The sequence below is a fragment of the Microcoleus sp. B6-A1 genome (assembly GCF_036705085.1).
GTDB lineage: Bacteria > Cyanobacteriota > Cyanobacteriia > Cyanobacteriales > Microcoleaceae > Microcoleus.
The window spans coordinates 22,274-44,485 of sequence record NZ_JAUBTU010000041.1 but is presented as its reverse complement, the minus strand read 5'-3'; the positions used below and the strand labels follow the sequence as shown (position 1 = coordinate 44,485).

The 22,212-nt window shown below is 45.1% G+C and carries 24 protein-coding genes; 13 read left to right on the top strand and 11 right to left on the bottom strand.

Translation table 11 applies throughout. The features are described 5' to 3' along the window. Positions 1 to 59: 59 nt before the first annotated feature. The 5 genes from QUB11_RS16890 (at position 60) to QUB11_RS16870 (ending at position 7,380) form a co-directional block, all read left to right on the top strand. Positions 60 to 1,199 carry a DegT/DnrJ/EryC1/StrS family aminotransferase gene (locus QUB11_RS16890; RefSeq protein ID WP_333391205.1) on the top strand — a complete coding sequence of 380 codons (1,140 nt, stop codon included), beginning with the start codon at positions 60 to 62 and terminating at the stop codon, positions 1,197 to 1,199. 289 nt (positions 1,200 to 1,488) lie between these two features. Then, positions 1,489 to 2,364: a cyanoexosortase B gene (gene crtB, locus QUB11_RS16885; protein WP_333056500.1), complete on the top strand. Its 876-nt coding sequence runs from the start codon at positions 1,489 to 1,491 to the stop codon at positions 2,362 to 2,364. Beyond that, the gene (locus QUB11_RS16880; protein WP_333056499.1) at positions 2,364 to 3,080 is read left to right on the top strand and encodes a cyanoexosortase B system-associated protein; all 717 of its coding nucleotides are present in this window, start codon (positions 2,364 to 2,366) and stop codon (positions 3,078 to 3,080) included. The genes crtB and QUB11_RS16880 overlap by 1 nt, the downstream gene beginning before the upstream one ends. A 131-nt stretch (positions 3,081 to 3,211) precedes the next feature. Then, complete coding sequence (locus QUB11_RS16875; protein WP_333391203.1) at positions 3,212 to 4,789, top strand: polysaccharide biosynthesis/export family protein; 1,578 nt, start codon at positions 3,212 to 3,214, stop codon at positions 4,787 to 4,789. Positions 4,790 to 5,094: 305 nt separating this feature from the next. After that, positions 5,095 to 7,380 (top strand): lipopolysaccharide biosynthesis, encoded by a 2,286-nt coding sequence (locus tag QUB11_RS16870; protein ID WP_333391201.1) that lies wholly within the window; start codon positions 5,095 to 5,097, stop codon positions 7,378 to 7,380. Between the two features lie 257 nt (positions 7,381 to 7,637). On the opposite strand, the gene QUB11_RS16865 is transcribed toward QUB11_RS16870, so the two are convergent. Further along, positions 7,638 to 7,916, bottom strand: a complete 279-nt coding sequence (locus tag QUB11_RS16865; RefSeq protein ID WP_333204781.1) for a hypothetical protein — start codon at positions 7,914 to 7,916, stop codon at positions 7,638 to 7,640. Positions 7,917 to 8,361: 445 nt separating this feature from the next. On the opposite strand from QUB11_RS16865, the gene lpdA reads away from it, so the two are divergent. Together lpdA and QUB11_RS16855 are read left to right on the top strand one after the other, a co-directional pair. Next, positions 8,362 to 9,798, top strand: coding sequence for a dihydrolipoyl dehydrogenase (gene lpdA / locus QUB11_RS16860; protein WP_333204783.1), 1,437 nt, complete (start codon positions 8,362 to 8,364; stop codon positions 9,796 to 9,798). 149 nt (positions 9,799 to 9,947) lie between these two features. Next, positions 9,948 to 10,136 (top strand): hypothetical protein, encoded by a 189-nt coding sequence (locus QUB11_RS16855; RefSeq protein ID WP_333204785.1) that lies wholly within the window; start codon positions 9,948 to 9,950, stop codon positions 10,134 to 10,136. 42 nt (positions 10,137 to 10,178) lie between these two features. On the opposite strand, the gene QUB11_RS16850 is transcribed toward QUB11_RS16855, so the two are convergent. The 4 genes from QUB11_RS16850 to QUB11_RS16835 all read right to left on the bottom strand — a co-directional run bounded on the left by QUB11_RS16850 (position 10,179) and on the right by QUB11_RS16835 (position 12,738). Further along, positions 10,179 to 10,580 (bottom strand): hypothetical protein, encoded by a 402-nt coding sequence (locus QUB11_RS16850; RefSeq protein ID WP_333204787.1) that lies wholly within the window; start codon positions 10,578 to 10,580, stop codon positions 10,179 to 10,181. Positions 10,581 to 10,703: 123 nt separating this feature from the next. Next, positions 10,704 to 11,801 (bottom strand): hypothetical protein, encoded by a 1,098-nt coding sequence (locus tag QUB11_RS16845; protein ID WP_333204789.1) that lies wholly within the window; start codon positions 11,799 to 11,801, stop codon positions 10,704 to 10,706. A gap of 162 nt (positions 11,802 to 11,963) precedes the next feature. Then, the gene (locus tag QUB11_RS16840) at positions 11,964 to 12,362 is read right to left on the bottom strand and encodes a hypothetical protein (RefSeq protein WP_333204791.1); all 399 of its coding nucleotides are present in this window, start codon (positions 12,360 to 12,362) and stop codon (positions 11,964 to 11,966) included. 148 nt (positions 12,363 to 12,510) lie between these two features. Then, positions 12,511 to 12,738 carry a hypothetical protein gene (locus QUB11_RS16835; protein WP_333204793.1) on the bottom strand — a complete coding sequence of 76 codons (228 nt, stop codon included), beginning with the start codon at positions 12,736 to 12,738 and terminating at the stop codon, positions 12,511 to 12,513. 215 nt (positions 12,739 to 12,953) lie between these two features. Between QUB11_RS16835 and QUB11_RS16830 the strand changes: the two genes are divergently transcribed. Next, a complete protein-coding gene (locus tag QUB11_RS16830; protein WP_333204795.1) occupies positions 12,954 to 14,417 on the top strand; it encodes an NB-ARC domain-containing protein in 1,464 nt (487 codons plus the stop codon). 28 nt (positions 14,418 to 14,445) lie between these two features. Continuing rightward, the gene (locus QUB11_RS16825; RefSeq protein ID WP_333204796.1) at positions 14,446 to 14,715 is read left to right on the top strand and encodes a type II toxin-antitoxin system prevent-host-death family antitoxin; all 270 of its coding nucleotides are present in this window, start codon (positions 14,446 to 14,448) and stop codon (positions 14,713 to 14,715) included. Positions 14,716 to 14,933: 218 nt separating this feature from the next. On the opposite strand, the gene QUB11_RS16820 is transcribed toward QUB11_RS16825, so the two are convergent. Both QUB11_RS16820 and QUB11_RS16815 read right to left on the bottom strand, forming a co-directional pair. Then, the gene (locus QUB11_RS16820; RefSeq protein ID WP_333204798.1) at positions 14,934 to 15,293 is read right to left on the bottom strand and encodes a DUF5615 family PIN-like protein; all 360 of its coding nucleotides are present in this window, start codon (positions 15,291 to 15,293) and stop codon (positions 14,934 to 14,936) included. Then, complete coding sequence (locus QUB11_RS16815; protein ID WP_333090952.1) at positions 15,290 to 15,625, bottom strand: DUF433 domain-containing protein; 336 nt, start codon at positions 15,623 to 15,625, stop codon at positions 15,290 to 15,292. Before QUB11_RS16815 ends, QUB11_RS16820 begins: the two co-directional genes overlap by 4 nt. Before the next feature lie 106 nt (positions 15,626 to 15,731). Here QUB11_RS16815 and trpC point away from each other — a divergent pair, with 106 nt between their 5' ends. From trpC to QUB11_RS16800, 3 genes are all read left to right on the top strand, one after another. Then, the gene (gene trpC / locus QUB11_RS16810; protein ID WP_333204801.1) at positions 15,732 to 16,631 is read left to right on the top strand and encodes an indole-3-glycerol phosphate synthase TrpC; all 900 of its coding nucleotides are present in this window, start codon (positions 15,732 to 15,734) and stop codon (positions 16,629 to 16,631) included. A gap of 349 nt (positions 16,632 to 16,980) precedes the next feature. After that, on the top strand, positions 16,981 to 17,226 hold the full coding sequence (locus tag QUB11_RS16805) for a DUF5340 domain-containing protein (RefSeq protein ID WP_333055069.1): 246 nt from the start codon (positions 16,981 to 16,983) through the stop codon (positions 17,224 to 17,226). A gap of 83 nt (positions 17,227 to 17,309) precedes the next feature. Next, positions 17,310 to 18,467, top strand: coding sequence for an alanine--glyoxylate aminotransferase family protein (locus QUB11_RS16800; RefSeq protein ID WP_333204803.1), 1,158 nt, complete (start codon positions 17,310 to 17,312; stop codon positions 18,465 to 18,467). A 59-nt stretch (positions 18,468 to 18,526) separates the two neighbouring features. On the opposite strand, the gene QUB11_RS16795 is transcribed toward QUB11_RS16800, so the two are convergent. The 4 genes from QUB11_RS16795 to nblR all read right to left on the bottom strand — a co-directional run bounded on the left by QUB11_RS16795 (position 18,527) and on the right by nblR (position 20,910). Further along, positions 18,527 to 18,742 (bottom strand): DUF2949 domain-containing protein, encoded by a 216-nt coding sequence (locus tag QUB11_RS16795; RefSeq protein ID WP_333204805.1) that lies wholly within the window; start codon positions 18,740 to 18,742, stop codon positions 18,527 to 18,529. 112 nt (positions 18,743 to 18,854) lie between these two features. After that, positions 18,855 to 19,070 (bottom strand): hypothetical protein, encoded by a 216-nt coding sequence (locus tag QUB11_RS16790; protein ID WP_333204807.1) that lies wholly within the window; start codon positions 19,068 to 19,070, stop codon positions 18,855 to 18,857. A 497-nt stretch (positions 19,071 to 19,567) separates the two neighbouring features. Further along, positions 19,568 to 20,083 carry a DUF192 domain-containing protein gene (locus QUB11_RS16785; RefSeq protein ID WP_333204809.1) on the bottom strand — a complete coding sequence of 172 codons (516 nt, stop codon included), beginning with the start codon at positions 20,081 to 20,083 and terminating at the stop codon, positions 19,568 to 19,570. Between the two features lie 131 nt (positions 20,084 to 20,214). Next, complete coding sequence (gene nblR / locus QUB11_RS16780) at positions 20,215 to 20,910, bottom strand: response regulator transcription factor NblR (RefSeq protein WP_333141600.1); 696 nt, start codon at positions 20,908 to 20,910, stop codon at positions 20,215 to 20,217. Positions 20,911 to 21,168: 258 nt separating this feature from the next. Here nblR and rbsK point away from each other — a divergent pair, with 258 nt between their 5' ends. Continuing rightward, positions 21,169 to 22,083 carry a ribokinase gene (gene rbsK, locus QUB11_RS16775; protein ID WP_333204811.1) on the top strand — a complete coding sequence of 305 codons (915 nt, stop codon included), beginning with the start codon at positions 21,169 to 21,171 and terminating at the stop codon, positions 22,081 to 22,083. The last annotated feature ends 129 nt before the right edge of the window (positions 22,084 to 22,212 follow it).

The window sequence follows — 22,212 nt, the reverse complement described above, 5'->3', positions numbered from 1 at the left end:
AAAAATCAAAGATATCCGAACTTAAATGTTAATATAAATAATTCGTATTCCTCTGATGTATGAGTAGTCGCCCGCCAAAAGTTCCATTTGTCAACCTCTCCCTGCAACACCAACCAATCCAATCTCAAATAACAGAAACAATTGGAAAAATTATCGAGCAAGGAGATTTTATTTTAGGCCAAGCCCTCGCCGAATTTGAAACAGCATTTGCTGCAGCTTCTGGAGTAAAATACGGCGTAGGAGTGGCTTGCGGAACAGATGCGATCGCTCTGGGACTCCAAGCTTGCGGCATTAATCCGGGCGACGAAATTATCATACCCGCTAACACTTTTATCGCCACCGCGATCGCCGTCCTCCAAGCCAAAGCTATACCTATTCTTGTAGATTGCGACCCGGAAACCGCCCTGATTGACCTCACAGCAGCCGAAACAGCAGTTACCTCAAAAACTAAAGCAATTATTCCCGTACACCTCTACGGTCAAATGGTATCGCCGGGACAGCTTTTAGATTTTGCGAACCGCCACGATTTAATCATATTTGAAGATGCCGCCCAAGCGCACTTAGCCCACAGAGAAGGATACCGCGCGGGTTCCATTGGAAAAGCAGCAGCATTCAGCTTTTATCCCAGCAAAAACCTCGGTTCTTTTGGCGACGGCGGGATGTTAATTACTAATGATGCAGAGCTCGCAGAAAAAATGCGAACTCTCCGCAATTACGGAGCACCCAGCAAATATTTGCACACAGAAATTGGCACCAATAGCCGCCTCGACAATTTGCAAGCCGCCGTGCTCAATGTTAAATTGCCTTACTTAGAAAAATGGAATCGCGATCGCGCCGCCGCCGCCCAACACTACAATAGTCTATTAGAACCCCTGAAACGCAAAGGCATTGTACCCATCGCCAACCACAGCAGCAGCGGTCACATTTATCACCTCTATGTTATCCAAATTACGGAGAAAAGCTCGCTCAACCGCAACACCCTTCAGGAAAAACTCGCCCAACACGGCATTCAAACAGGTATACACTATCCCGTACCTTGTCACCTGCAACCCGCCTACCAAAACTTAGGCAATCCGGGCGACTTCCCCCACGCAGAAACCCTGTGCCAACAAATTTTATCATTGCCAATGTATCCCGGATTGAGCAATACTCAGATCGAGCAAGTTGTTCGGGCGATCGTACTATCATTGAATTGCTAATTGTTCATAAAAGTTATGCGGAACCTGTTTCCAGCAGTAGAGTGCAGTTATAAAAGCATTTAAGTTCCGAATTAACTCACATCAGGCACCCATATCAAAAACCCGTAGGGGCGGGTTCACCAATAGCTTTAAAGGGTGCAGACAGGTTAAATAAACCCGCCCCCACCCTGCGCGAGAGTCCTTTATTGATATTGATGCCTGATGTCGGGAATTAACAAATCTTTAACTCACACTTTAAAACCCCAAAGCGTTGCGAATCCAGCGCGGCAATCTTAAAACTTCTCAAACCATGCAAATCCAGCGCAAAATTCGCATTGTTTTCAAGCGATACCTCCTGGGGGAAGGTATCACGGCGCTCCTAGTGCTGCTGTACGCCCCCTTGCTAGTACACTGGTACGACGGCTGGTTCAACAAAACCATCAGCCTCGAACACGAATATTTCAGCCACGGACTAATTGGTTTACCCTACGCAGCTTATATTGCTTGGATGAACCGAAAGTGCTGGCGCAACTTGCCCAATTCACCGCATCCTTTGGGAGGCTTTTTGCTGGTACTAGCCACGCTTTTTTATCTGAGTCGCTTGAGCGATTTAGTAAATTTATCCCTTCCCATAATGCTGGCCAGCATTTGCTTATCTTTAAAAGGAATTCCCGGCTTAAAATTGCAGGCGATGCCGCTTTTATTCGTATTTCTGGCCTCGCCAAACCACATTCCTTACCTCATAGAACCCTACGCCTTGCCCTTACAGCAATTCATTGCTGAAACATCAGGCTGGATATTAATTAAGGTTGGTATCAACGTGAGAGTGGAAGAAATTTATCTGTACGTGAACGATCGCATTGTAGAAGTTGCTCCACACTGTGCAGGCTTGAAAATGCTGTTTACCAGTCTTTACGTTAGCTTAATTCTGCTGGATTGGACGGGAGTTTGGAACTCGGGCAAAAAAAGTCTTTTGTTTTTAGTGATTACATCCATTATTAGCATCACTTCCAACATTTTTCGCAATACTTTGCTAACTTACTTTCACGGAACCGACAGAGAGGCGCTTTTTACTTGGCTGCACGCCGGATGGGGCGGAGATTTATATTCTGCTTGTATACTAGGGTTATTGGTACTTCTCCTCAACGGAATGGAAAAGTATTTCCCAAGTCAGTCTGGCAATTAATGAAACAGATGATTTCAGCACAGAAACTCCTGCGGCGGTATCAATTATCTAAAATTATGGTACTGGTGTTTTTGCTGGTATTAGTTGGGGCAGTAGCAATTCCCGGCTACGCGACGGGAAGGTGGCCTTGGACAAACCCGCCAACCCTTGCCAACCTCAAGCAATTAAGAAGTGTACGCCAAAACGGGATAAAAATTCCTGGGTGGCAGGTTATAGCCGTTCAGAATAACGTCCAAATTGGCACTCACAGATGGTTAGTTCAAGAAATTAAAAAGGATAAAACAATTGCCATTTTATTGCTGTTGCCTCAAAATTACCCCAAAAACCAGCCCCAAGTAGAATGGCTAGATATCGATGGATTTCACCGATGGCAAACCGATTCTCATCGCACTTTGAGGTTTACAGTTAAATTAGCACCAATACCCGGCCAGCCACCGCCTACTGTCGAGGCGAGGTTTTTCCGAAGCTGGACTCGCCAACAAACTTTTGCTGTCGTGCAGTGGTACGCTTGGCCTAACGGGGGTTCTCCAACAACCAGTCGCTGGTTTTGGGAAGACAGCATTGCTAGACTCTCGAACCGCCGCGCCTCTTGGGTTGCTATCAGTATCATCCTTCCCATTCAACCCCAGGGCGACATTAAGATAGCTCAACCATTGCTGGAATCTCTTGCCGAAAGTGTCCAGGCTAAATTAATTACAGAAACTTTTCGGTTTTAGTAAGCAGGTAGGTGCAAATAAATCAGCCTAGGGCGTGGGCGAGTTTTGCCAAAATCTACTGCTTCCTAGTCAATATTCTAGTTCAACCCGCACGAAAATATCTTATTGTTTTTTGTCGTCGCTATATTTAGATGAAACTTACAAATCAGGTCATTATTCAAAATATTACTTTTTTAAATCCTCTGAAAATGCGGCAAAAATCCACTATTAAAAATCGCCTCGCTTTTTACTTGGCAGGCCTGCATTCCACTGTTTGGACTCTATCTTTTGCTGCTGTATTCTGGGGTTTTAATAGCAAAAATTTTTCGGAAACGGCTTTAGCTCAATCTGTTGTTCCCAGAGACGAGCGACTCGTGGCGCCACCGCCACCGCCTGTACCGCCACCGCCGCCTGCCAATTTCAACCGGGATATTAACCCAGCTTTTCGGAATCGGCCCTACCGCCTGGGGCCGGGAGACCAGATTTCTGTTCAAGTTCAGCGCTTCCCTGAGCTAGGTTTTACAGGTGCAATCAGCCCTGAAGGGGTAATTGTACTGCCGCTAATCGGAACAGTAAATGTGCGCGGTCTTACTGTCGAAGAATCACAGCAGCGCCTCCGGGAGCGTTTTGGCCAATTTATCAAAAATCCTCAAGTCTCGGCTGCTTTGCTGGTTCAGCGCCCCGTAGTGGTGACGGTGACGGGGGAGGTGGCGAGACCGGGTTTTTATCCGCTGCAAACCCCCCAGCTTCCTGCGGCTCTGGCTGCTGCTGCTGGGACTACTCCTACGGCCCAACTGCGGGCGGTGCGGGTGCGGCGGACTCTGCCGTCCGGTGCAGTGGCGGAGCAAGTTGTTGATATTTTGACACCGCTGCAAACTGGTATTGCTCCACCGGATTTGCGTTTGGAAGATGGAGATGCGATCGTCGTACCGTATAAACAGGTTACGCCCGATCGTAAATCCGATCAAGATTTAGCATCCAGGTACAGCCTCGCTGCTGCTGCTGTCCCCGTCCAAATCACTGTCACCGGAGAAGTCAGCAAACCGGGTTTTTACACGCTTCCGGCGGGTTCTGGTCGTATTTCGGCTGCTTTGGTGACTGCGGGGGGAGTCACGGGAAAAGCCGATTTGCGGGAGGTGCGAGTGCGGCGGACGCTGATGGACGGCTCCTCGGTGGAGGAACCAATCGACCTCTACACTCCCCTAGCAAACGGTAACGATTTGTTCGATTTTCCTTTGGCATCGGGAGATGTGATTGTCATCCCGGAATTGGAAGCTAGTACCAAAAACCTAGACTACGACAAAGCTCTGGTTTCGCGGTCTACTTTGATTAAGCCCAGGATCTACGTTCGAGTTTTGAGTTACGCTAGTGGTGGTTTGACCTCGTTCTACGTTGAAAATGGCAGCAGGTTTTTGGATGCTCTCAACAACTTGCCTGTTAATCTTGCTGACTTGCGGAAAATAGCGCTGATTCGGTTCGACGAAAAGCAAGGTAGAACAATCAACCGTTCGATAGATGCTAAAGCTGCTTTGGAGGGCAATGTTTCTCAGAACCCGATGCTCGAAGATAATGATGTGATTGTTATTGGTAGGAATTTGGTAGAGCGCATTGGTTATGTAATCAATACTTTTACTCGACCATTTCGCGATACTTTGGGATTTATTCTGTTCTTTGAGCAGTTGAGAAATGGGGTAACAGATTTGTTCGGCCCGTCACGTAATGATAGGTAGTCATACCATTTTAGATTTTCGATTTTCGATTTTCGATTTGTGATTGGGAATTACTTATTCTATAATACTTGGCAACACGGGCGTACAGTTGTATAGCAATCCTTGCAGGAGCCGTAAACTTTTTACCCCACCCCAACCATCCCCTTATCAAGGGGAGAAAGTAAGAAATTCACAAATGAGGCGAGGATTGCTATATGGTTTTTTGTTAACTGGTATCAGTAGTTATCGGTCATTAATTAGGATTTATCGTTAGAAAATCTTCAAGTCTAAAATCTAAAATCTAAAATCTAAAATCTAAAATCGTCATGACTTTATCCGTTGTCAAACGTTATTTAATTGCTTTCGACCAATACAAGTGGGTGGGACTGGCTACTCTCGCGGTGACTGTGGGCGTGTCGGGAGTAGTAGCCCTGCAGCCAAAGCCTGCGCCAGTTTACGTTGCAATAGGTACGCTGGCCTACGACAGACCGAGCGTGATTTTTTCATCTACTACTACTAAAATTCAACAGGAAGGACAAGAAATAACTAAAGATATGCTGCTGGATACAAGGGTGGTTGAACCAGCAGCAGAAAAACTCATCAAACCCGAACAAAAATCAAACAAAGAAGAAGCGGCAGAAAAAGTACAAGCTTTGGCTAAAAAGCTGGCAAAAGATGTTCAAGTAAAGATGCCCAGTAAGAATAATGACCCCAGCGCTTTGATTCAAATATTGTACAAAAATGGCGATCGTAAACAAGCAGAAGCGGTAGTAAAGACGCTGATGTACGAAATGGTGGAACACAGCAAAAGTATTAATACTTCTAGACTGCGAGAAACGATCGCCCAAATTAACCAGCGTTTGCCAAAAGTAACTCAGGAACTCAGAGAGACGGAAGCAAAACTTGAAGCCTACGAAAAACGAGAAGGAACTTCAATTTTAGCAGCTCAGAGCGGTGCTTTGCCACTAGCGATTACCAGCATCCAACAGCAGCAGCGGCAACTCCGCGTGCAGTTGGGAGGAATTGAAGCTCAAATTAATAGTTTGCAGGATCGCTTGGGATTGAATGTGGAGCAAGCTTACGTCGCTCAAGCACTCTCTGCCGATCCAATTATTGCCCAACTGCGAGTGCAATTGTTTTCGATCGAATCTCAGCTCAAAATTCTCCGCAGCGACTTGCAGGAGGAACACCCGAAAATTGTAGAATTGCTCAAACAAAAACTTGCTTTTGAGCAGCAGTTGCAGCAGCGCCAGTCTGAGGTACTCGGCGGTAACGGGGTGGCTGCTCCGCTCAGAAGTGCCGATCGAATTCGGGTAGACTCTTCTTTAGATCCGGCCAGACAGCAGTTAGCTCAAACTTTGATTGCTTTGCAAACGCAGCGGGATACGGCGCAACAGCAACTCCAAGGAATCGAGAAAACTGAACAAGAATTGCGTCGGGAACACGCGACAATCCCCAATAAGCAGTTAGAACAAGCGCGGTTAGCCCAGCAAGTGGCTTTCAAAAAAGCTCTCTACGACAAGATGCTGTCGGCTTTGGTAGATGCTGAGGCGGCGGTAGCTGAGACAACGGGGAGTTTGAGAATCGCCCAATGGCCGCAAACTGATGACGTTGAGTCAAACAAGAGAGGTTTGCCCGTGATGCTGGCGGTGGGCGGATTTGTGGGATTGCTGCTGGGCGGGGGATTGATATTTTTGTTGGGGATGCTCAACGGCAAGTTTTATAGTTGGGAAGAAGTGCGGGCGGCATTGGTGGAAAAAGAAGTGCCGATACTGGGAGTTTTGCCTGAAGTGACGGTATTTGATTCCTACGGCGATGAAATAATGCCGCTCGCCTTGGAGGCAAATTCTCCCTATTTGGAATTTTACGAGCGGTTGCGTACTAATTTGCGCCGGATCGGGAACAAACCGGTGAAGGTGGTGTTGCTGACTTCGGCTGCGCCTTTGGAGGGGAAAAGTTTTAGTGCTTACAATTTGGCAATTGCATCGGCTCGATCGGGTAAACGGACTTTGCTAATTGAAGCAGATTTGCGATCGCCTTCTAACGTTGAATCTTTGAAAATTGCTGCTGATCCTTTGGCGACTGTGGAACCTTTGCACTATTACGGCAATATTAGCGAGTGCGTTCTTTTGGTTCCAGAGGTAGAGAACCTATACGTTGTGCCGAGTCCCGGCTTTTTGCGGCAAGCCTCCGCCGTACTAGAATCCAGCGAAATGCGGAGATTGTTTGAGGATGTTCGCAACCGCTTTGATTTTGTGGTTGTGGATTCTCCGGCTTTGAGCGAGTGCAACGACGCGCTGACGCTGGAACCGTACACGGATGGTATGATTTTGGTGGCGCGGCCTGGTTACACTTTGTCTAGTATGTTGTCTGAGGCTGCCGATCAGTTGCAGGAATCTGAGGAGGACGAGTCGCATAAATCTGGGCTGCGGCTGTTGGGAGCGATTATTAACGGTGCTGATATTCCGGTGAAGTTCCGCAATGATATTGATATTGATGAATTGGAGTTGCCTTTGAGTGCGATCGGCGATCGGGCGATCGAAGTGCGATCGAGGCAATTACCGCAGCACTCAAAGCCTAAAAACAAGGCTATTAATAGTAAATTGAGATAATTTATTTGGCTTGATTCTTGTAACTCAATCCTCAACGAAATATGAATATATTGTAGGCGGCGACATAAGCAGCTTAAGCTTAAAGCACCGTTAATAGCCAGTCGATTCTAGATTGTAGATTGTAGATTTTAGATTTAAAAATTGACTCCACAGATGAATCTGGGAGCTGGAACTTCGGTCTAAAATTTTTCGCTTGTCAACAGTCAACAGTCAACAGTCAACAGTCCACAGTCATTACTTGAAAATGTGTCATCGCACTATTGATTGGATTCCGGGCGTTTGGAGTGTTTTTTCTGGATAAACTGTTCCAAATCGGCGATCGCATCTTCAAAATCCGACAAATTAATTTTCGCAGGTCTAGTCTTCTTCGGCAAACTCGAAGACTGACTCGAAGACTTCGCCGGAGGCGGTGGAGATTTAGGTTGTGCAACTTGAGTGCTGTTCGATTCTATAGAATCGAACAATTCATCCAGGGACTCAAAAAATGATTGAGCCGAGGCCCGGCGTAAATCTTTCTGGTCATCGTCATCCGTCATAAGCCACTCCATAGGGTCTAAAATTTGCCAACAAACTCTGTCCGCCCCGGCGCGTGCAGATATTAGACATGAAAACCGACTAAAACAAGCAGGAGGACAGAATTTAACCGGGCGATGGGAATGCCTGTGGCTGAACTTGCTGCCCCATATAAAACCTGCTGCGGGCATTGTCAGCCTTCAAACTATATTTAACTCTACACCCGCCTACTGAGTGATTTGAGACTTGGTGCAGACCCAGCTCAAAATCATCGACCCTGAAAAAATCTCAGTTACGGCTCTTTCGTTGTCTAATTAACCCTAGTCTAGTCGAGAATAAGGAGACAGGACTTATGCAACTATTACCGCTGTTCAAGGGTTGCGATGGCAACGCGCCACCCCGAAAGGACCCAGAGACGGTGTTTTTTGCTTGAGTCCTAAGATTTCAAAGGCATTAGGAGATTTTAAGGTGACTCAGGGATTTGATTACGATTTAGCAATTATCGGCGCTGGCGTGGGCGGACACGGCGCGGCCATACACGCGGTTAGCTGCGGGCTGAAAGTGGCAATTATCGAAGCGGGCGATATGGGGGGGACTTGCGTCAACCGCGGCTGCATTCCCTCTAAGGCGCTGTTGGCAGCTTCCGGGCGAGTGCGAGATTTGCGGAATGCCCACCACCTGAAGACTTTGGGCATTCAGTTGGGGAGTGTGGATTTCGATCGCGGGGCGATCGCCAATCACGCTAATACTATTGTTAGCAAACTTCGTGGCGACTTGACCAACAGCCTCAAACGTTTGAACGTCGATGTCATCCAAGGTTGGGGCAAAATTGCCAGTGCTCAAAAAATTACCGTCGAAACCGATAAAGGCGAGAAAACTATTACCGCCAAGGATATTATTCTCGCTCCCGGTTCGGTTCCCTTCGTCCCCCCTGGGATAGAAATTGATGGCAAAACTGTATTTACCAGCGATGATGCTGTCAGGTTGGAATCCCTCCCGAAGTGGATTGCAATTATTGGCAGCGGTTATATCGGTTTGGAGTTTTCGGATATTTACACAGCCCTGGGCTGCGAAATTACGATGATTGAAGCTCTAGATCAGTTGATGCCGACTTTTGACCCGGATATTGCTAAGTTGGCAGAACGAGTGTTAATTGCACCCCGCGATATTGAAACAAAAGTTGGGTTGTTGGCTAAGAAGATTATTCCTGGTTCGCCGGTCATTATTGAATTAGCTGATTTCAAAACTAAGGAAGTTGTGGAAGTTTTGGAAGTTGATGCTTGTTTGGTAGCAACTGGTCGGGTTCCGGTGAGCAAGAATTTGGGGTTAGAAACTGTTGGCGTGGAAACGATGCGCGGTTATATCCCAGTTAACGATAAGATGCAGGTTTTGGCGGGGGGAGAACCGGTGCAAAATTTGTGGGCGATCGGCGATGTTAATGGCAAGATGATGTTAGCGCATTCTGCGTCTGCTCAGGGAATTGCTGCGGTGGAAAATATTTGCGGGCGAGCTCGCGAAGTTGACTATTTGAGTATCCCGGCGGCGGCGTTTACTCACCCGGAAATTAGCTATGTGGGGATGACTGAACCTGCGGCGAAGGAGTTAGGAAAAACTGAAGGGTTTGAGGTCGGTTCTGTCAAGAGTTATTTTAAGGGAAATTCTAAGGCTATTGCGGAGGGTGAAACCGACGGTATGGCTAAGGTGATTTACCGGAAAGATACTGGGGAGTTGTTGGGAGTTCACATTTTCGGTTTGCACGCTTCGGATTTGATTCAGGAAGCGGCAAATGCGATCGCCCAGCGCGATTCTGTGAACACTTTAGCATTCCGAGTTCACACTCACCCGACGCTTTCGGAAGTGTTGGATGAGGCGTTTAAACGGGCGGCTGGAGCGGGTAGTCATTAATTTGTAGGGGCTGTTTTCTTGTTTTATCTCCCCGACTTGTTGAATAAGTCGGGGATTTCGGTATTCTGTTTTAGGGCGGTGGTAGAGCAAGTTAAAGGAGATAAAAGTGCTCGCAATTGCATCTTTTAGCATTCTCCAGAACAGGCAAGATGCCTGTTCCACAAAGAGTAAGTTTTTTGTGGGTGGGCATCCGGCGCGCCCGTCAAAGGCTTATGGAGATGGGAACCGTAGAGTACCATTTGGGTGAGGCGATCGCCGTAGAGTTACTCGAAGTGCGATCGAAGTTGCATCAGTATGTTTTTAAGTTTATCGTTAATGCTCATATTTGTTATAAATGATGGGAGGGCGATCGCACTTTAGGCAGAATGCTCAAAATATGGCTAAATCTTAGCAACAACAAAAGGAGATTCGATATCAATCAGCCAGTTTTCATCAATCACTTTGAAGTTGGCATCTAAAATCAGAGTCACTTCGCCAATTTCATCATCGCCATCGCTAACCAAGTTATTTTCGCTATCAGATAAATCGGCTTTGAGTAAAAATTTAAGCTTAATCCAGTGAGAAGTGGGATGGTTGTTGATGATATTTGTGCCGATCGATCGCCCGATCAACTCAGCACAGATTGGATGAATGAAAGCTATCTCTTCATAAAACTTATTACTATCCCAATAACCGCGTATTTTGTAATTACAGGATTCTAAATGTTGGGTTGCGAGGAGACTTATATGAATAGGTTCTAAGATTTTAGCAAGTTCATCCCAATTATTGGGTAGAGATTCCATTGGGTTGTGTGCGATCGGGATTCTTTGATTATACCAAAGAGCAATCGCACTTCAATCCCTTTTAGCTCTTTTCAGCATTTCGTTTTCCATAAATTCTCTGATTGTGAGGCTGGGACGACCAGGTTACATGACTTGCCTATAATTTAATCTCTCTTGCCTTTCGGCTTTATTTATGGAATCATTTTCTGTCCACAATGGTTCTGGCTGTAAGTCGGGAATCTTATCAAACCGCCTAAAAACTGATTCGTCACCTGTAATTTCATAAATTATTTTAGCTATCACTTTGCAGCAACTTTCAGGATAAAGAAATACCTGTCTTTCGCTAAAACGAATTACATACCAGTCACGCTTTTGAAAAAAGTAGTTACGGTTATCGTCTTGACCTATACAATGAGTTGGTATCAACGGATAATTCCTAGGATATTGGCGTGGGGTGTATGGTTCATCTATTTCAATATCTATTGAAAACCAGTTGTTTTCAGGATCAACATAGGCAAAATCTGGTGTGTAAGACACTACCATTTTTAAGATGAATATTTTATCATCACCAAAATAGTTTCTGAGCAGGTTAGGAAATCGACAATTATCAGGGAATTCTGTGAATCCTCTTCTGTCTTCTGCTGGTTCTATGTCAAACTTTTGGGGTTTAAGTGATGAAAATTCTTTTTTGCAAGATTCCATCCTCCAATCACTGACTTTTTGGGGATTTCGTAAGTTTTCAACTTCCTGTTGGTAGATTCTTTCTAAGTCTTGCTTTTGACGTTCCCCTTCAGCAAGCAACTTCTTATGTTTAATTTTTTCTTGATGTATGGATTGTTCCCAGTCTTTAATAATTTTAGGATAACTCTTTCGTTTTTCCTGGTAAGCTGCTAGTTCTTCCCGATATTGGCTAAGTCTGATAGGATAGCTTTCAACCTGGGTATAACCAAACCCAAACACTCCTAATGTTAACATTATAAAAAAAGTCCATCCGGCTCCCATGCTATTACTAGCACTACCAACTAAGGCACTGATTATAGATACTCCTAGTTCAGAAAGAAATAATGGAATTAATTTTATCCTGACAGGAGGTGATTCAATAAAAACTTCTGGTTCTTCTGGCTTAGGTAGTAGTTGAAGTATTGGCGGAGGAAAAACTTTAGGTGGTTCTGGTACTGGAGGTAAGCTTGCCAAAGCTTTCTCAATAGAAAGTGGATACAAAATCACTGGGTAAGTATTCATAAATGTTAGAAATTTAACTAAATTAGAGCGATAGCAATCATCTGTATAAAGATTATTTTTGTTGAAATAATCTGTATCCCAGTCGAATAAGGTAGGCTAATATCGAGAATAAGCCAGCTTTTAAGGACATATAAACGTTCAATTAAGTATTAAAAGTGATGGTTATTCTTGATTGCTATCATTTGTAGGGTTTTTACCTTTAACTTTAGAACAATAGAAGATCCAGCCACCACTACTAGCGATAGCTAGAAACATAAATAGCACATCTAACTTTTCTATTAAATTGTCGTTTTGCTCGTAAGCATACATTTGAGCATTTATATTGTTTGCCCATTGCTGCCGATTTGACTCAAGCTGTCGCTGGTAAATCATATCTTTTTCCAAAGAATGATCGAACGGGTTGTACCCTGATGGGGGACGCAACTGCTCCTGAGAATTGAAGTTTATAGGAGGAAGGTTTAGCTGCGCCCTAACATATCCTCTGATGTTAATAACGAGAAAAACAATAGTAATTACTCCCGAAATTACTTTGATTTTAGGGGTGGTTGTTTTTTTTACCATGTTAGCTTTTTACTTCTATTTTCTAAGGAGAAACTTCTCCAAACCTTGACTGTAAATGAAAAATAATTAGAACTAATAGCGAAGGTTTAAGTAGACAGGATTTACCGCCTTAGCTATTACTACCTATTGACAACCCTATAGGTGTTGCTTATGGTTTTTTAAGAGCAGCGCTTATAATACCTCCTACTATTCCTATTCCCATCAAGAATAACCCGCTATTTTGACGTTCTTGATTATTATTAGCTGTTATATATTGACCCGCACCCTTGCCACCAATTCGATTCCAGCCAGCTTTCGATGGCTTGACGTTACACAACAACACCATACCAATCGTTACTGGTAGGCAAAGCCCCAAAATTAATAGCCTTACTTTCATGTTATTTATGTTGAAATAAACTTAATGAATGCCTAATTTAAATATTATTTAAACGTAACTTTTCCGTTTTGTACAGTCGGGAAAAGTCGGAACAAGTAGGGAATTTTAATTTTCTTTTAGCTTATTAAGTCGGATAAAGCCGGATAAAGTAGGTCAGGCTAGAAAAAGTCGGATAAAGTAGGACATAATAGGTAAAACTCCTACACCACCGACCTATGGACGTTCAAGAAATATTAAAAATTGCAGACGACCTAGTTTTTGTCAATACGGGAAAACACTTAGACAATCTGCAAGAGGTGATACTGCGGGGAACTTTACAAGGTCAGAAATACTCAAAAATAGCAGATCAATTTCACTGTAGTGAAGGTCACATTAAAGATATTGCCTCTGAATTATGGAAGCTACTATCAGAAGTATTAGGCGAAGAAGTCAATAAATCCAATTTTAGAGTCAGATTGGAGCAAGTAAAATTCTCAAATGTGTGGAACTTCAATAAAAAAGATTTTGTACACATTGGTAACGTCAACTTCTGTGAAAATAATTCACATTCCCCAAAATTACCCAACTCACCAATTGATGAAGAACCTCTAAACAAAGGCAACACTGAACCAAACTTGCGTCAATTCTTAGCTGAAATGCCTAAGTCTGGCATTTTCTACGATCGCACATCCGAACTCACCACCCTCAAACAGTGGATTTTACACGAAAACTGTCGCCTACTCGCCATACACGGCATAGTCGGCATTGGCAAAACCGCGATCGCCGCCCAACTTGTCCAACAAATCAAACATGAATTTGATTTCATCATCTGGCGAAGTCTCGCCACATCTCCACCCCTGTCAATACTTCAAACAAATATAATTCAATTCTTTAGTAGGGGCGGTGCCCCCGTGCCCGCCCCAAATGCCGACGGCGTGGTTGTCCCAGAGAATGGGGCAACCACGGGGGGTTTGCCCCTACTGGACTACTTGCAAAAATACCGCTGTCTGCTGATACTCGATGACGTACAAATGGTAAATAGCAGCGGACAACTCGCTGGCAATTATAAACCTGGATATGAAGATTACGGCACACTCTTCAGACAGGTAGGAGAATTATCTCACAATAGTTGTTTAATCCTGATAGGTTCCGAAAAACCCAGAGAAATCGCCGCATTAGAAGGCAAAAACCAGCCGATTCGCTCATTACAACTGAATGGTTTAGGTGCAGCAGCGGGGGAAATTATTAGAGAAAAAGGTTTAACTGAAGATGCCAAATTGTCTGAACTAATTGAACAATACAGAGGCAATCCCTTGTGGTTAAAAATAGTTGCTACAATGATTCAAGATTTGTTTAACGGCAGCCTATCGGAATTTTTGTCGGATGATACACTATTTTTAGGTGATTTAGAATCTTTACTGCATCAGCCATTTAATCGCTTATCCGAGTCGGAGAAACAGGTAATGTCATGGCTAGCGAGTGAAACCGCGCCAGTTTCAATCGCAAAAGTGCCAGAGAATCTGCAATTATCTCGATCGCAATTTTTGAAAGTGATGCAATCCTTGGGACGGCGTTCATTAATTGAAAAAATCCCGGAGGGCGATCGCACATTTTTCACCCTTTGCCCGATACTAAAAGAGTATGTCAAAACTAACTATTCCCGCCCCAACATAGAAAAAGAGGCCCGATCGCCCTTATAATATCCTTAGTATTGGGAAGCCAAAAACCATGTCACTCACACAAACCCAAGTAACCTATACTGAAGCTCAAGCCAATCTAGCTGAACTGTGCGAACAAGTCATCAGCGATCGCGATGCCATCATCATCACCCGCTCTGACGGCGAAAACGTAGCCTTAATTGCCGCTGACGAGTTGGCAAGCTTATTGGAGACAGTATACCTACTGCGCTCGCCCAAAAACGCCGATCGCTTGTTAAGTGCCCTGAAACACGCAAAAGATAGAACAGTCAAACCTCAGACTGTCAGCGAATTATTTTGAACTTAGAAATGTGCGATCGACCTTTTGGTAAAATTTGGGAATGCGCGATCGACCTTTGTTTATTGAATTGGCTTTTCAGTCCTCTTTTAGAGGACTTTAGCTATGAGACGGGGGTTTTCAACCCCCGGCGGACTTGCGGGTTAGCGAAGGGATTTTAGCCGCAAAATGTGCGATTCCCTACAGGATAGCTACGCTTCACGCACTTTATCAACAATTTTTTATAATGGAATCCAATCCAATTTATCAATCCATTCTTCAGCTTCCGAAGTCTCCCAAACTATCACAATTTCTTCTGCCCATCTGCCTAAACTTGCACTTGGACGCACCCAAAACAGTCCCCAAATTTGTCCTCCCGTCGCCCAATATTCCTCCAAATGTCCGGGAATACTTTTGCGGTTATCCGTTACCAATAACCTTTGCGATGATTCCAAATAGCTGATGATTTCTGGATCGAGGGTTCCTAATGGCGGTGCATTGGCGTCGCCCACTCGCAAAATATCTATCTCCGGCTGGAGTTTTAAAACAGCACTTTTAAGCTTAGGCGGCAAATTTTCATCGAGTAAAAAACGAATTTTCACTTGAGTAGAAGTAACTCCTGTTCTCGCTGTGCTTTGATTGCTCTTACACGCTTTACTACATCAGAAGGTTCCTTAGCCAACCATTCCTGATAGCGTTCTTCCCGCCACTTCGCCAGCCGCAACATATAAGCATCCATCTGCCTCCGATTTTGCAGATAATAAGTTAGCGTCGCGTAAATTTTCTCTAAATTCAAACTTGGTAATTCTTCCAGAATTTGGTCGGGCGAATATCCATCCAAGTAATATTTAATTACATCGTCAATGCCGATCCGATGTCCTTTGATGCGGATGTCATCGGGGTCGAGAAATTCAAAATAGTCTTCTAATTGCATCGGTTTATCTCCGAATACTTAGTTAATCGCATTTTATCATAAATTGAAAAGGGCGATCGACCTTATATAATAGAAACTTGTTACGATCGCCCTTTATCCCCCTATCATGCTTCAAATCCGCCGTCGTCCCCCCAGCACATCCGTCTCCGTACTCTACCTCAGCTACCAAATCGCCGTACCCGACGCCGAACCCCAGCACATCCTCGAAGAAATCGTCTGGGAAAAAGAAGCTGAAGTCGCCCAAAAACGCGATCGCACCCCATTAGCCGATCTTCACAAAAAACTCCCGTTTGCACCGCCCATCCGCGACTTTCTTGCCGCCCTTAAAAACGGCAAAACCACACCCGCTATCATTGCCGAAGTTAAAAAAGCTTCTCCCAGCAAAGGCGTAATTCGCGAAGATTTCGACCCGGTGGCGATCGCCCTAGCTTACCAACAAAACGGCGCTAGTTGCATCTCCGTACTCACCGATGAAAAGTTCTTTCAAGGCAGCTTCGACAACCTCGCTAAAATCCGTGCCGCCGTCGATTTACCCTTACTTTGCAAAGAGTTTATTATCTATCCCTACCAAATCTATCTCGCCCGGATTCACGGCGCGGATGCTGTATTGTTAATCGCAGCCATTCTGTCTGACAAAGACTTACAATATTTCGTGAAAATTGTCAAGACTTTGGGCATGACAGCTTTAATAGAAGTTCACACTCTCGAAGAACTCGATCGAGTATTAACCCTAGAAGGCGTTACCCTGATCGGTATCAACAACCGCAACCTAGCAGACTTTTCCGTCAGCCTAGAAACTACGGGTCAACTATTAGCCTCCCGCCAAACCGAAATCCAAGCAAAAGGCATCCTCATCGTCAGCGAGTCAGGAATCCACACTCCCGACGACCTAACTCAAGTTGCCAGCGCCGGAGCCGAAGCCGTCCTCATCGGCGAATCTCTGGTCAAGCAGCCCGATCCAGGCGCAGCTTTAGCCTCCCTTGCCGATCGCCCTCCCAGCCTCTGAAAGGCGAGACCGCTTGACAAAGCACCCTTAATTCTGATAAAAAATGATTAAGTAGGTAAATAATGAGAATTTCTAGCCTGCATCGACTCAAGCGCTACTGTAAAAAAGAAATAGCACTGAAAGCTATATTGCATAGAAATATTTTGCCAGAAAGCAATTAAATCTATTCTGTAAGCCTGTCGATCGCAAGATTTAGCGTGTCCAACGCCCCCAGCCCCGAATATTCGATCGGCAAAGCAGGGGTTATTGGACGGTTAGAAAACAAATAAAAAATCGGGCATCTAATGTTCACCGTGATGCCTCATGCAATGGCAATGGGGTATCGGTTCGCTGAGGTATGTTAGCTTTCATGGAGCCAATCCCCCTTCCTTCGTACATTCATTATGAATTGCTACTCCAATTGTTAGAGCGCAAAACGATGTTTGCTGTCAGTCCACAATCGCCGCAGCAGCAACAAGTTCACCAACTTATTATTACACTGCGTAAAGCCCTTGCCATTCAAAAGCAATTAGAACAAAGCTGCGAGCGATCGAACTTAGCGGTAGAACATCGCTGGGCTCTAAATGAAATTAACCACAAGGGAGTTAAAAGTTAAAAAACTTAGAGTATCGACGCGACGTATCGTATCGTATTTGATTTATTCTATATAACTCCCACAGGAAAACTTAGGACAATATCATGGACAACAAATTAATGCTGATGATTCCCGGCCCGACGCCGGTGCCTGAAGCGGCCTTGTTAGCGATGGCAAAACACCCGATGGGCCACCGCAGCAAGGAATTTGACGGGATTTTTGCAGAATGTACCGAAAACCTCAAATGGCTGCACCAAACTAAAAGTGACGTGCTGAGTTTAACGGTTTCTGGTACCGGCGCGATGGAAGCTGGGATAATTAATTTCTTGAGTGCGGGCGATCGAGTTTTAGTCGGCACCAACGGCAAATTTGGTGAACGCTGGGCTGAAGTCGCCGAAGCTTACGGTTTAAACGCCGAAATTATTAAAGCCGAGTGGGGCCAACCTTTAGACCCCGAAAACTTCCGCGAAAAACTCGAAGCAGATACAGAGAAGCAAATCAAAGCTGTCATCATCACCCACTCGGAAACCTCCACCGGCGTCCTCAACGACCTCGAAACCATCAACCGCCACGTTAAAGCCCACGGTGAAGCTTTAATTATGGTCGATGCTGTTACTAGCTTAGGCGCAGTCAATATTCCGATGGACGCTTGGGGAATCGATGTCATTGCTTCGGGTTCTCAGAAAGCTTACATGATTCCTCCAGGTTTGGGTTTTGTGGCAGTCAGTCCCAAAGCTTGGGAAGCTTACAAAACTGCGAAACTGCCCCGCTATTATTTGGATTTGGGCAAATATAGCAAAGACGCTGCCAAAAATACCACTCCTTTTACTCCCCCTGTCAATATGTTTTTTGCCCTGCAAGCATCGCTGCAGATGATGAAAACAGAAGGGTTGGAAAATGTTTTCGCGCGGCACAAACGGTTGATGACAACTACTCGCGCTGCTGTAAAAGCTTTAGGTTTGCCGTTGTTTGCTGCTGACGATGCCGCCAGCCCTGCGATTACTTCGGTTATGCCGCCAGCATCCGTAGATGCTCAAAAAGTGCGGACTTTGATGAGAAAGAGATTTGACATTGCTCTCGCCGACGGACAAGACCATTTGAAAGGTAAAATCTTCCGAATCGGTCATTTGGGCTTTGTGTGCGATCGCGATATTCTAGCAGCAATTTCCTCTTTAGAAGTCGTGTTGCGAGAATTGGGTCATGAAGGCTACACTCCTGGTGCCGGCGTTGCCGCTGCTGCCAAATTCTTGGCTGAATCCTAATCTCAGTTGTTAAAGGATTTTGGATTTTGGATTATTTATATCTAAAATCTAAAATCCTTTTAATATGCTTCGGATAACCAATCAAAGATTTTATCCAACTGTTCGAGAGTGACTAAACCGTATTGCCACAGAACCATCGGCAAGGAATTCGGGTCTTTATCACGCTGCCGCTGTTTGTTATCGCCGACACGTTCGGCGACAGCAATTGACGCGGGCGAAATTGCCAAATCTTCTTGTAAAAATCGAATTAATCTAGTGTATGTAGCGGGTGCCATGTGATTTCACCTCTAAGTATAGGACACCATTTTCTGATGTGAACCTGATGTTTTTGATGAGTAATAAGCCAGTTTTAAATTTGTCTTGTTACCGTCGATAGCTTTTAAAACGCTATTTGCGGTTGAACTGCCAAACGTAATGCTGAGTGCGAGCGCACAAGCTAACCTTTCCCAAAAAGTGAAAGGTTTTGCAATTTTGCTGATGTCGGCCCGATCGAGTTGCGATCGCGATCGAACCTAAGCTGAATACCTCGGCATCTTTGCAGCGCGAATCAGAATAAATTCTGCTACCTAAAACTACTAAACCAGGTTCAGAGTTTAACTTCATCTGCCGAAATGCAGAATCCGCAAATCTACTTCGGCAAAATTAGTTAGATATTTCGCTCAAACCCGAAACTGCTACCAGAAGTTAAGTTTGCCAATTACCGCCAATTAACTTGGCTTGTAGCATATTACTTTAGATAGGTTTAGTAGATTTAGCTCGATCGCCAGAACTTCCAAAGAATTTCTTTTCGTGTTGCTACACCTTGAGGCTGAGTATCGTCTCTCAGGATTGGTAACGAGTCGCTGACTCGTCTCATACCTGCGACCAAGAATCTCCAGCTTCCGGAAACAAGCTCAAGTCCTGACTGACTGAGATCGACATCGTAGCAAATCTTTGGGTGTTTGTACTGAATCTTACATTAATATCTTAACAAATTTAATCAATTTTTGTAAAGTTTCTAAATTTTCGTCGGTATTCCGCAGGTAGGGGGAGCTCTGGGCGATGCAAACCGGGGGATTTTGTCTGTCTCCAGGTTTTACTTACTGAAACAGTCCGAAGTTTTACTGGAAAAACTCGATTTCAATACGATCGCCCTTTTTGACACCGAGTTCAGCAGCCCGCCCGCCCCGGAGTTCAATAACTTGATCGACAGCAGTATCGGGCCCATAGGTAGGACAAGGATCTTCAGTACAAGGAGGTGCAGAAACTTCGATCGCCTCAACCACCCCATCCCGGACAAAAATCATATCCAGAGAAATCTTGCAATTTTTCATCCAAAAATTGACCCGCCGCGCCGGTTTAAACTCAAACAGCATTCCTCTGTCATCCGGCAAAGAAGTTCTGTACATTAAACCCATAGCCTGCTGTTCCGGTGTTTTCGCCACTTCGAGTTCGATTGGGCGATCGCCTATCCGAGCTCTAGCAGAAACAGGCAGCACTTGACCCGATGTTGTCGCCGTAGGAGACTCAGCCGCCAAAATACCAGTAGCACCAGCATTCGCGATCGGTAAAGTCGGCGAACATCCCAGCAAAAATATAGTTACTCCAATACCGAGCAAATTAGTTAAATAACTCATAATGATTTTAGATTTTAGATTTTAGATTGGCAATTGGCAATTATTGACTGTTGACTGTTGACTGTTGACTGCGTTGAGTGATGACAACTGACAACTGACAACTGTCAACTGACAACTGTCAACAGACTGCTTCAAGCTTCCCGCATCACATAGCCAACACCGCGCACCGTCTGAATCAAGCGCTTTTCACCCTCATCTTCAATCTTGAGCCGCAGATAGCGGATGTAAACCTCAATCACATTCGACTCACCCAAAAAGTCGTAACCCCAAACATTTTCCAGAATTTGTTCCCGAGTCAAAACCTCGCGGGGATGCTCCATCAAATACTTTAGCAGCTCATATTCTTTCATCGTCAGGTCGATCGCCCGTCCATTGCGTAGGGCCCGCCTAGAGGCCAAATCCAAAACTAAATCGCCAAACCTCAATTGTTCGTTGCTGCTGTTATCCGGCTGCAAATACAAGCGCACCAACTGCAAAAACTCCTCAGTGCGGTAAGGTTTGAGAAAATAATCATCCGCCCCAGCTTCCAGACAAGCTACGCGATCGTCAACTGTATCACGACCGACCAGTAGCAGCACCGGCACCCGATTGCCAATACTTCTGAGGTGAGAACACAGTGACAGCCCCGACTCAGCGCCAAGTATGCGATCGATTACAATCAAAGCTGGCTGCAATTCATGAGCTAAATGTTGGCCTGTGGCGGTATTAGAAGCCACTACCGGTTCGTAGCCGGAGGATTTTAAGTCGAGACTCAAGTGTCCGGCGAGAACTTCGTCTGTTTCAACTAGCAGGACACAGGGATTGCGATCGAGAGTAATTGCAGCCATTGAATTGACCGATGTAGATCATAACTGTTCTAGCACGTCTTCAGGAAGAGAGGGAGAGTGGGAGAGAGGGAGAGGGGGAGAGGGGGAGAATGGGAGAGTGGGAGAATTACCAATTACCAATTACCAATTAAACTATTTGGCATTTAAATTGAAGCTCGATCGCCCCGGGTTCTCCTGCCCGCGCCACAATAGTTTAAGTAAAAAGTAGCTTACAAATTAAATGCGCTACAGCTTACCAATTACCAAATTGAATAATTTATGACCATCATCGTATTCGGTAGTATCAACATCGACCTAGCAGCAAAAACTCCCCGGTTGCCACAGCCAGGGGAAACTATCATCGGTAGCAATTTTTTCACGGCCGGTGGCGGCAAAGGAGCAAATCAAGCCGTCGCCGCCGCCCGTCTCGGCACTTCCACCCACATTATCGGTCGCGTCGGCAACGATAAATTTGCTGAAGAATTATTGACAAATTTACAATCTTATGGTTTAAGTACAGACAATGTATTAATAGACCAAAACACTCATTCAGGAGTGGCAATTATCGCGGTAGACGAGACAGGTCAAAATAATATTATTGTGATTCCGGGCGCGAACAATAATGTCGGTGAAGCAGATATAGAACGTCTCAAAAAACTCTTAACAGCAGCTACATCTTTGCTGTTACAGTTAGAAATTCCCCTGGAAGTTGTCCAAAAAGCTGCGAAAGCTGCTCGTCAAGCGGGGGTGCGAGTTATTCTCGATCCAGCACCGGCGAGGGCGGATTTGCCACGGGAACTTTATCCGCTAATTGATATTATCACGCCGAATGAAGTGGAAGCCAGCCAGTTAGTCGGTTTTCGGGTGAATGACACGGAAACAGCGATTGTAGCTGCCAAACACTTGCAGGAGCGTGGCGTCAAGAATGTTATTGTCAAATTGGGCGATCGCGGGGCTGTTGCGGTTACTGCCGATGAAACGTTTTTTGTACCGGCTTTTGCTGTGGAGGCGATCGACACTGTGGCTGCTGGCGATGCTTTTAACGGCGGGTTAGCCTCTGCATTAGATGCCGGTCTGTCCTTGTCAGAGGCGGTGCGGTGGGGCGCAGCAGCGGGCGCTCTGTGCACAACTAAAGTGGGTGCTCAAGGTGCTATGTGCGATCGGGCAACCTTTGATAAATTTTTGCATAATTGAGTGATTGGATAAATCTTTGATAGAGCCGGTTAACCGCTGATTTCAAGCAGATAAACACAGATGAACGCAGATAATTTCAAGAGATGAAAGTGAACGACCATAATCGGTCTATTTTATGTAAAAAAAATC

Excerpts from the sequence above, each read along its gene's own strand:
- QUB11_RS16880 (WP_333056499.1), top strand. The coding sequence starts at position 2,364 with ATGAAACAGATGATTTCAGCACAGAAACTCCTGCGGCGGTATCAATTA.
- QUB11_RS16795 (WP_333204805.1), bottom strand. The coding sequence starts at position 18,742 with ATGGCACCCGCTACATACACTAGATTAATTCGATTTTTACAAGAAGAT.
- QUB11_RS16870 (WP_333391201.1), top strand. The coding sequence starts at position 5,095 with ATGACTTTATCCGTTGTCAAACGTTATTTAATTGCTTTCGACCAATAC.
- crtB (WP_333056500.1), top strand. The coding sequence starts at position 1,489 with ATGCAAATCCAGCGCAAAATTCGCATTGTTTTCAAGCGATACCTCCTG.
- QUB11_RS16800 (WP_333204803.1), top strand. The coding sequence starts at position 17,310 with ATGGACAACAAATTAATGCTGATGATTCCCGGCCCGACGCCGGTGCCT.
- QUB11_RS16825 (WP_333204796.1), top strand. The coding sequence starts at position 14,446 with ATGTCACTCACACAAACCCAAGTAACCTATACTGAAGCTCAAGCCAAT.
- QUB11_RS16855 (WP_333204785.1), top strand. The coding sequence starts at position 9,948 with ATGCCTGTTCCACAAAGAGTAAGTTTTTTGTGGGTGGGCATCCGGCGC.
- QUB11_RS16845 (WP_333204789.1), bottom strand. The coding sequence starts at position 11,801 with ATGAATACTTACCCAGTGATTTTGTATCCACTTTCTATTGAGAAAGCT.
- trpC (WP_333204801.1), top strand. The coding sequence starts at position 15,732 with ATGCTTCAAATCCGCCGTCGTCCCCCCAGCACATCCGTCTCCGTACTC.
- QUB11_RS16790 (WP_333204807.1), bottom strand. The coding sequence starts at position 19,070 with ATGAAGTTAAACTCTGAACCTGGTTTAGTAGTTTTAGGTAGCAGAATT.
- QUB11_RS16865 (WP_333204781.1), bottom strand. The coding sequence starts at position 7,916 with ATGACGGATGACGATGACCAGAAAGATTTACGCCGGGCCTCGGCTCAA.
- QUB11_RS16805 (WP_333055069.1), top strand. The coding sequence starts at position 16,981 with ATGGAGCCAATCCCCCTTCCTTCGTACATTCATTATGAATTGCTACTC.
- QUB11_RS16815 (WP_333090952.1), bottom strand. The coding sequence starts at position 15,625 with ATGCAATTAGAAGACTATTTTGAATTTCTCGACCCCGATGACATCCGC.
- QUB11_RS16850 (WP_333204787.1), bottom strand. The coding sequence starts at position 10,580 with ATGGAATCTCTACCCAATAATTGGGATGAACTTGCTAAAATCTTAGAA.
- nblR (WP_333141600.1), bottom strand. The coding sequence starts at position 20,910 with ATGGCTGCAATTACTCTCGATCGCAATCCCTGTGTCCTGCTAGTTGAA.
- QUB11_RS16875 (WP_333391203.1), top strand. The coding sequence starts at position 3,212 with ATGAAACTTACAAATCAGGTCATTATTCAAAATATTACTTTTTTAAAT.
- rbsK (WP_333204811.1), top strand. The coding sequence starts at position 21,169 with ATGACCATCATCGTATTCGGTAGTATCAACATCGACCTAGCAGCAAAA.
- QUB11_RS16890 (WP_333391205.1), top strand. The coding sequence starts at position 60 with ATGAGTAGTCGCCCGCCAAAAGTTCCATTTGTCAACCTCTCCCTGCAA.
- QUB11_RS16785 (WP_333204809.1), bottom strand. The coding sequence starts at position 20,083 with ATGAGTTATTTAACTAATTTGCTCGGTATTGGAGTAACTATATTTTTG.
- QUB11_RS16830 (WP_333204795.1), top strand. The coding sequence starts at position 12,954 with ATGGACGTTCAAGAAATATTAAAAATTGCAGACGACCTAGTTTTTGTC.
- QUB11_RS16835 (WP_333204793.1), bottom strand. The coding sequence starts at position 12,738 with ATGAAAGTAAGGCTATTAATTTTGGGGCTTTGCCTACCAGTAACGATT.
- QUB11_RS16840 (WP_333204791.1), bottom strand. The coding sequence starts at position 12,362 with ATGGTAAAAAAAACAACCACCCCTAAAATCAAAGTAATTTCGGGAGTA.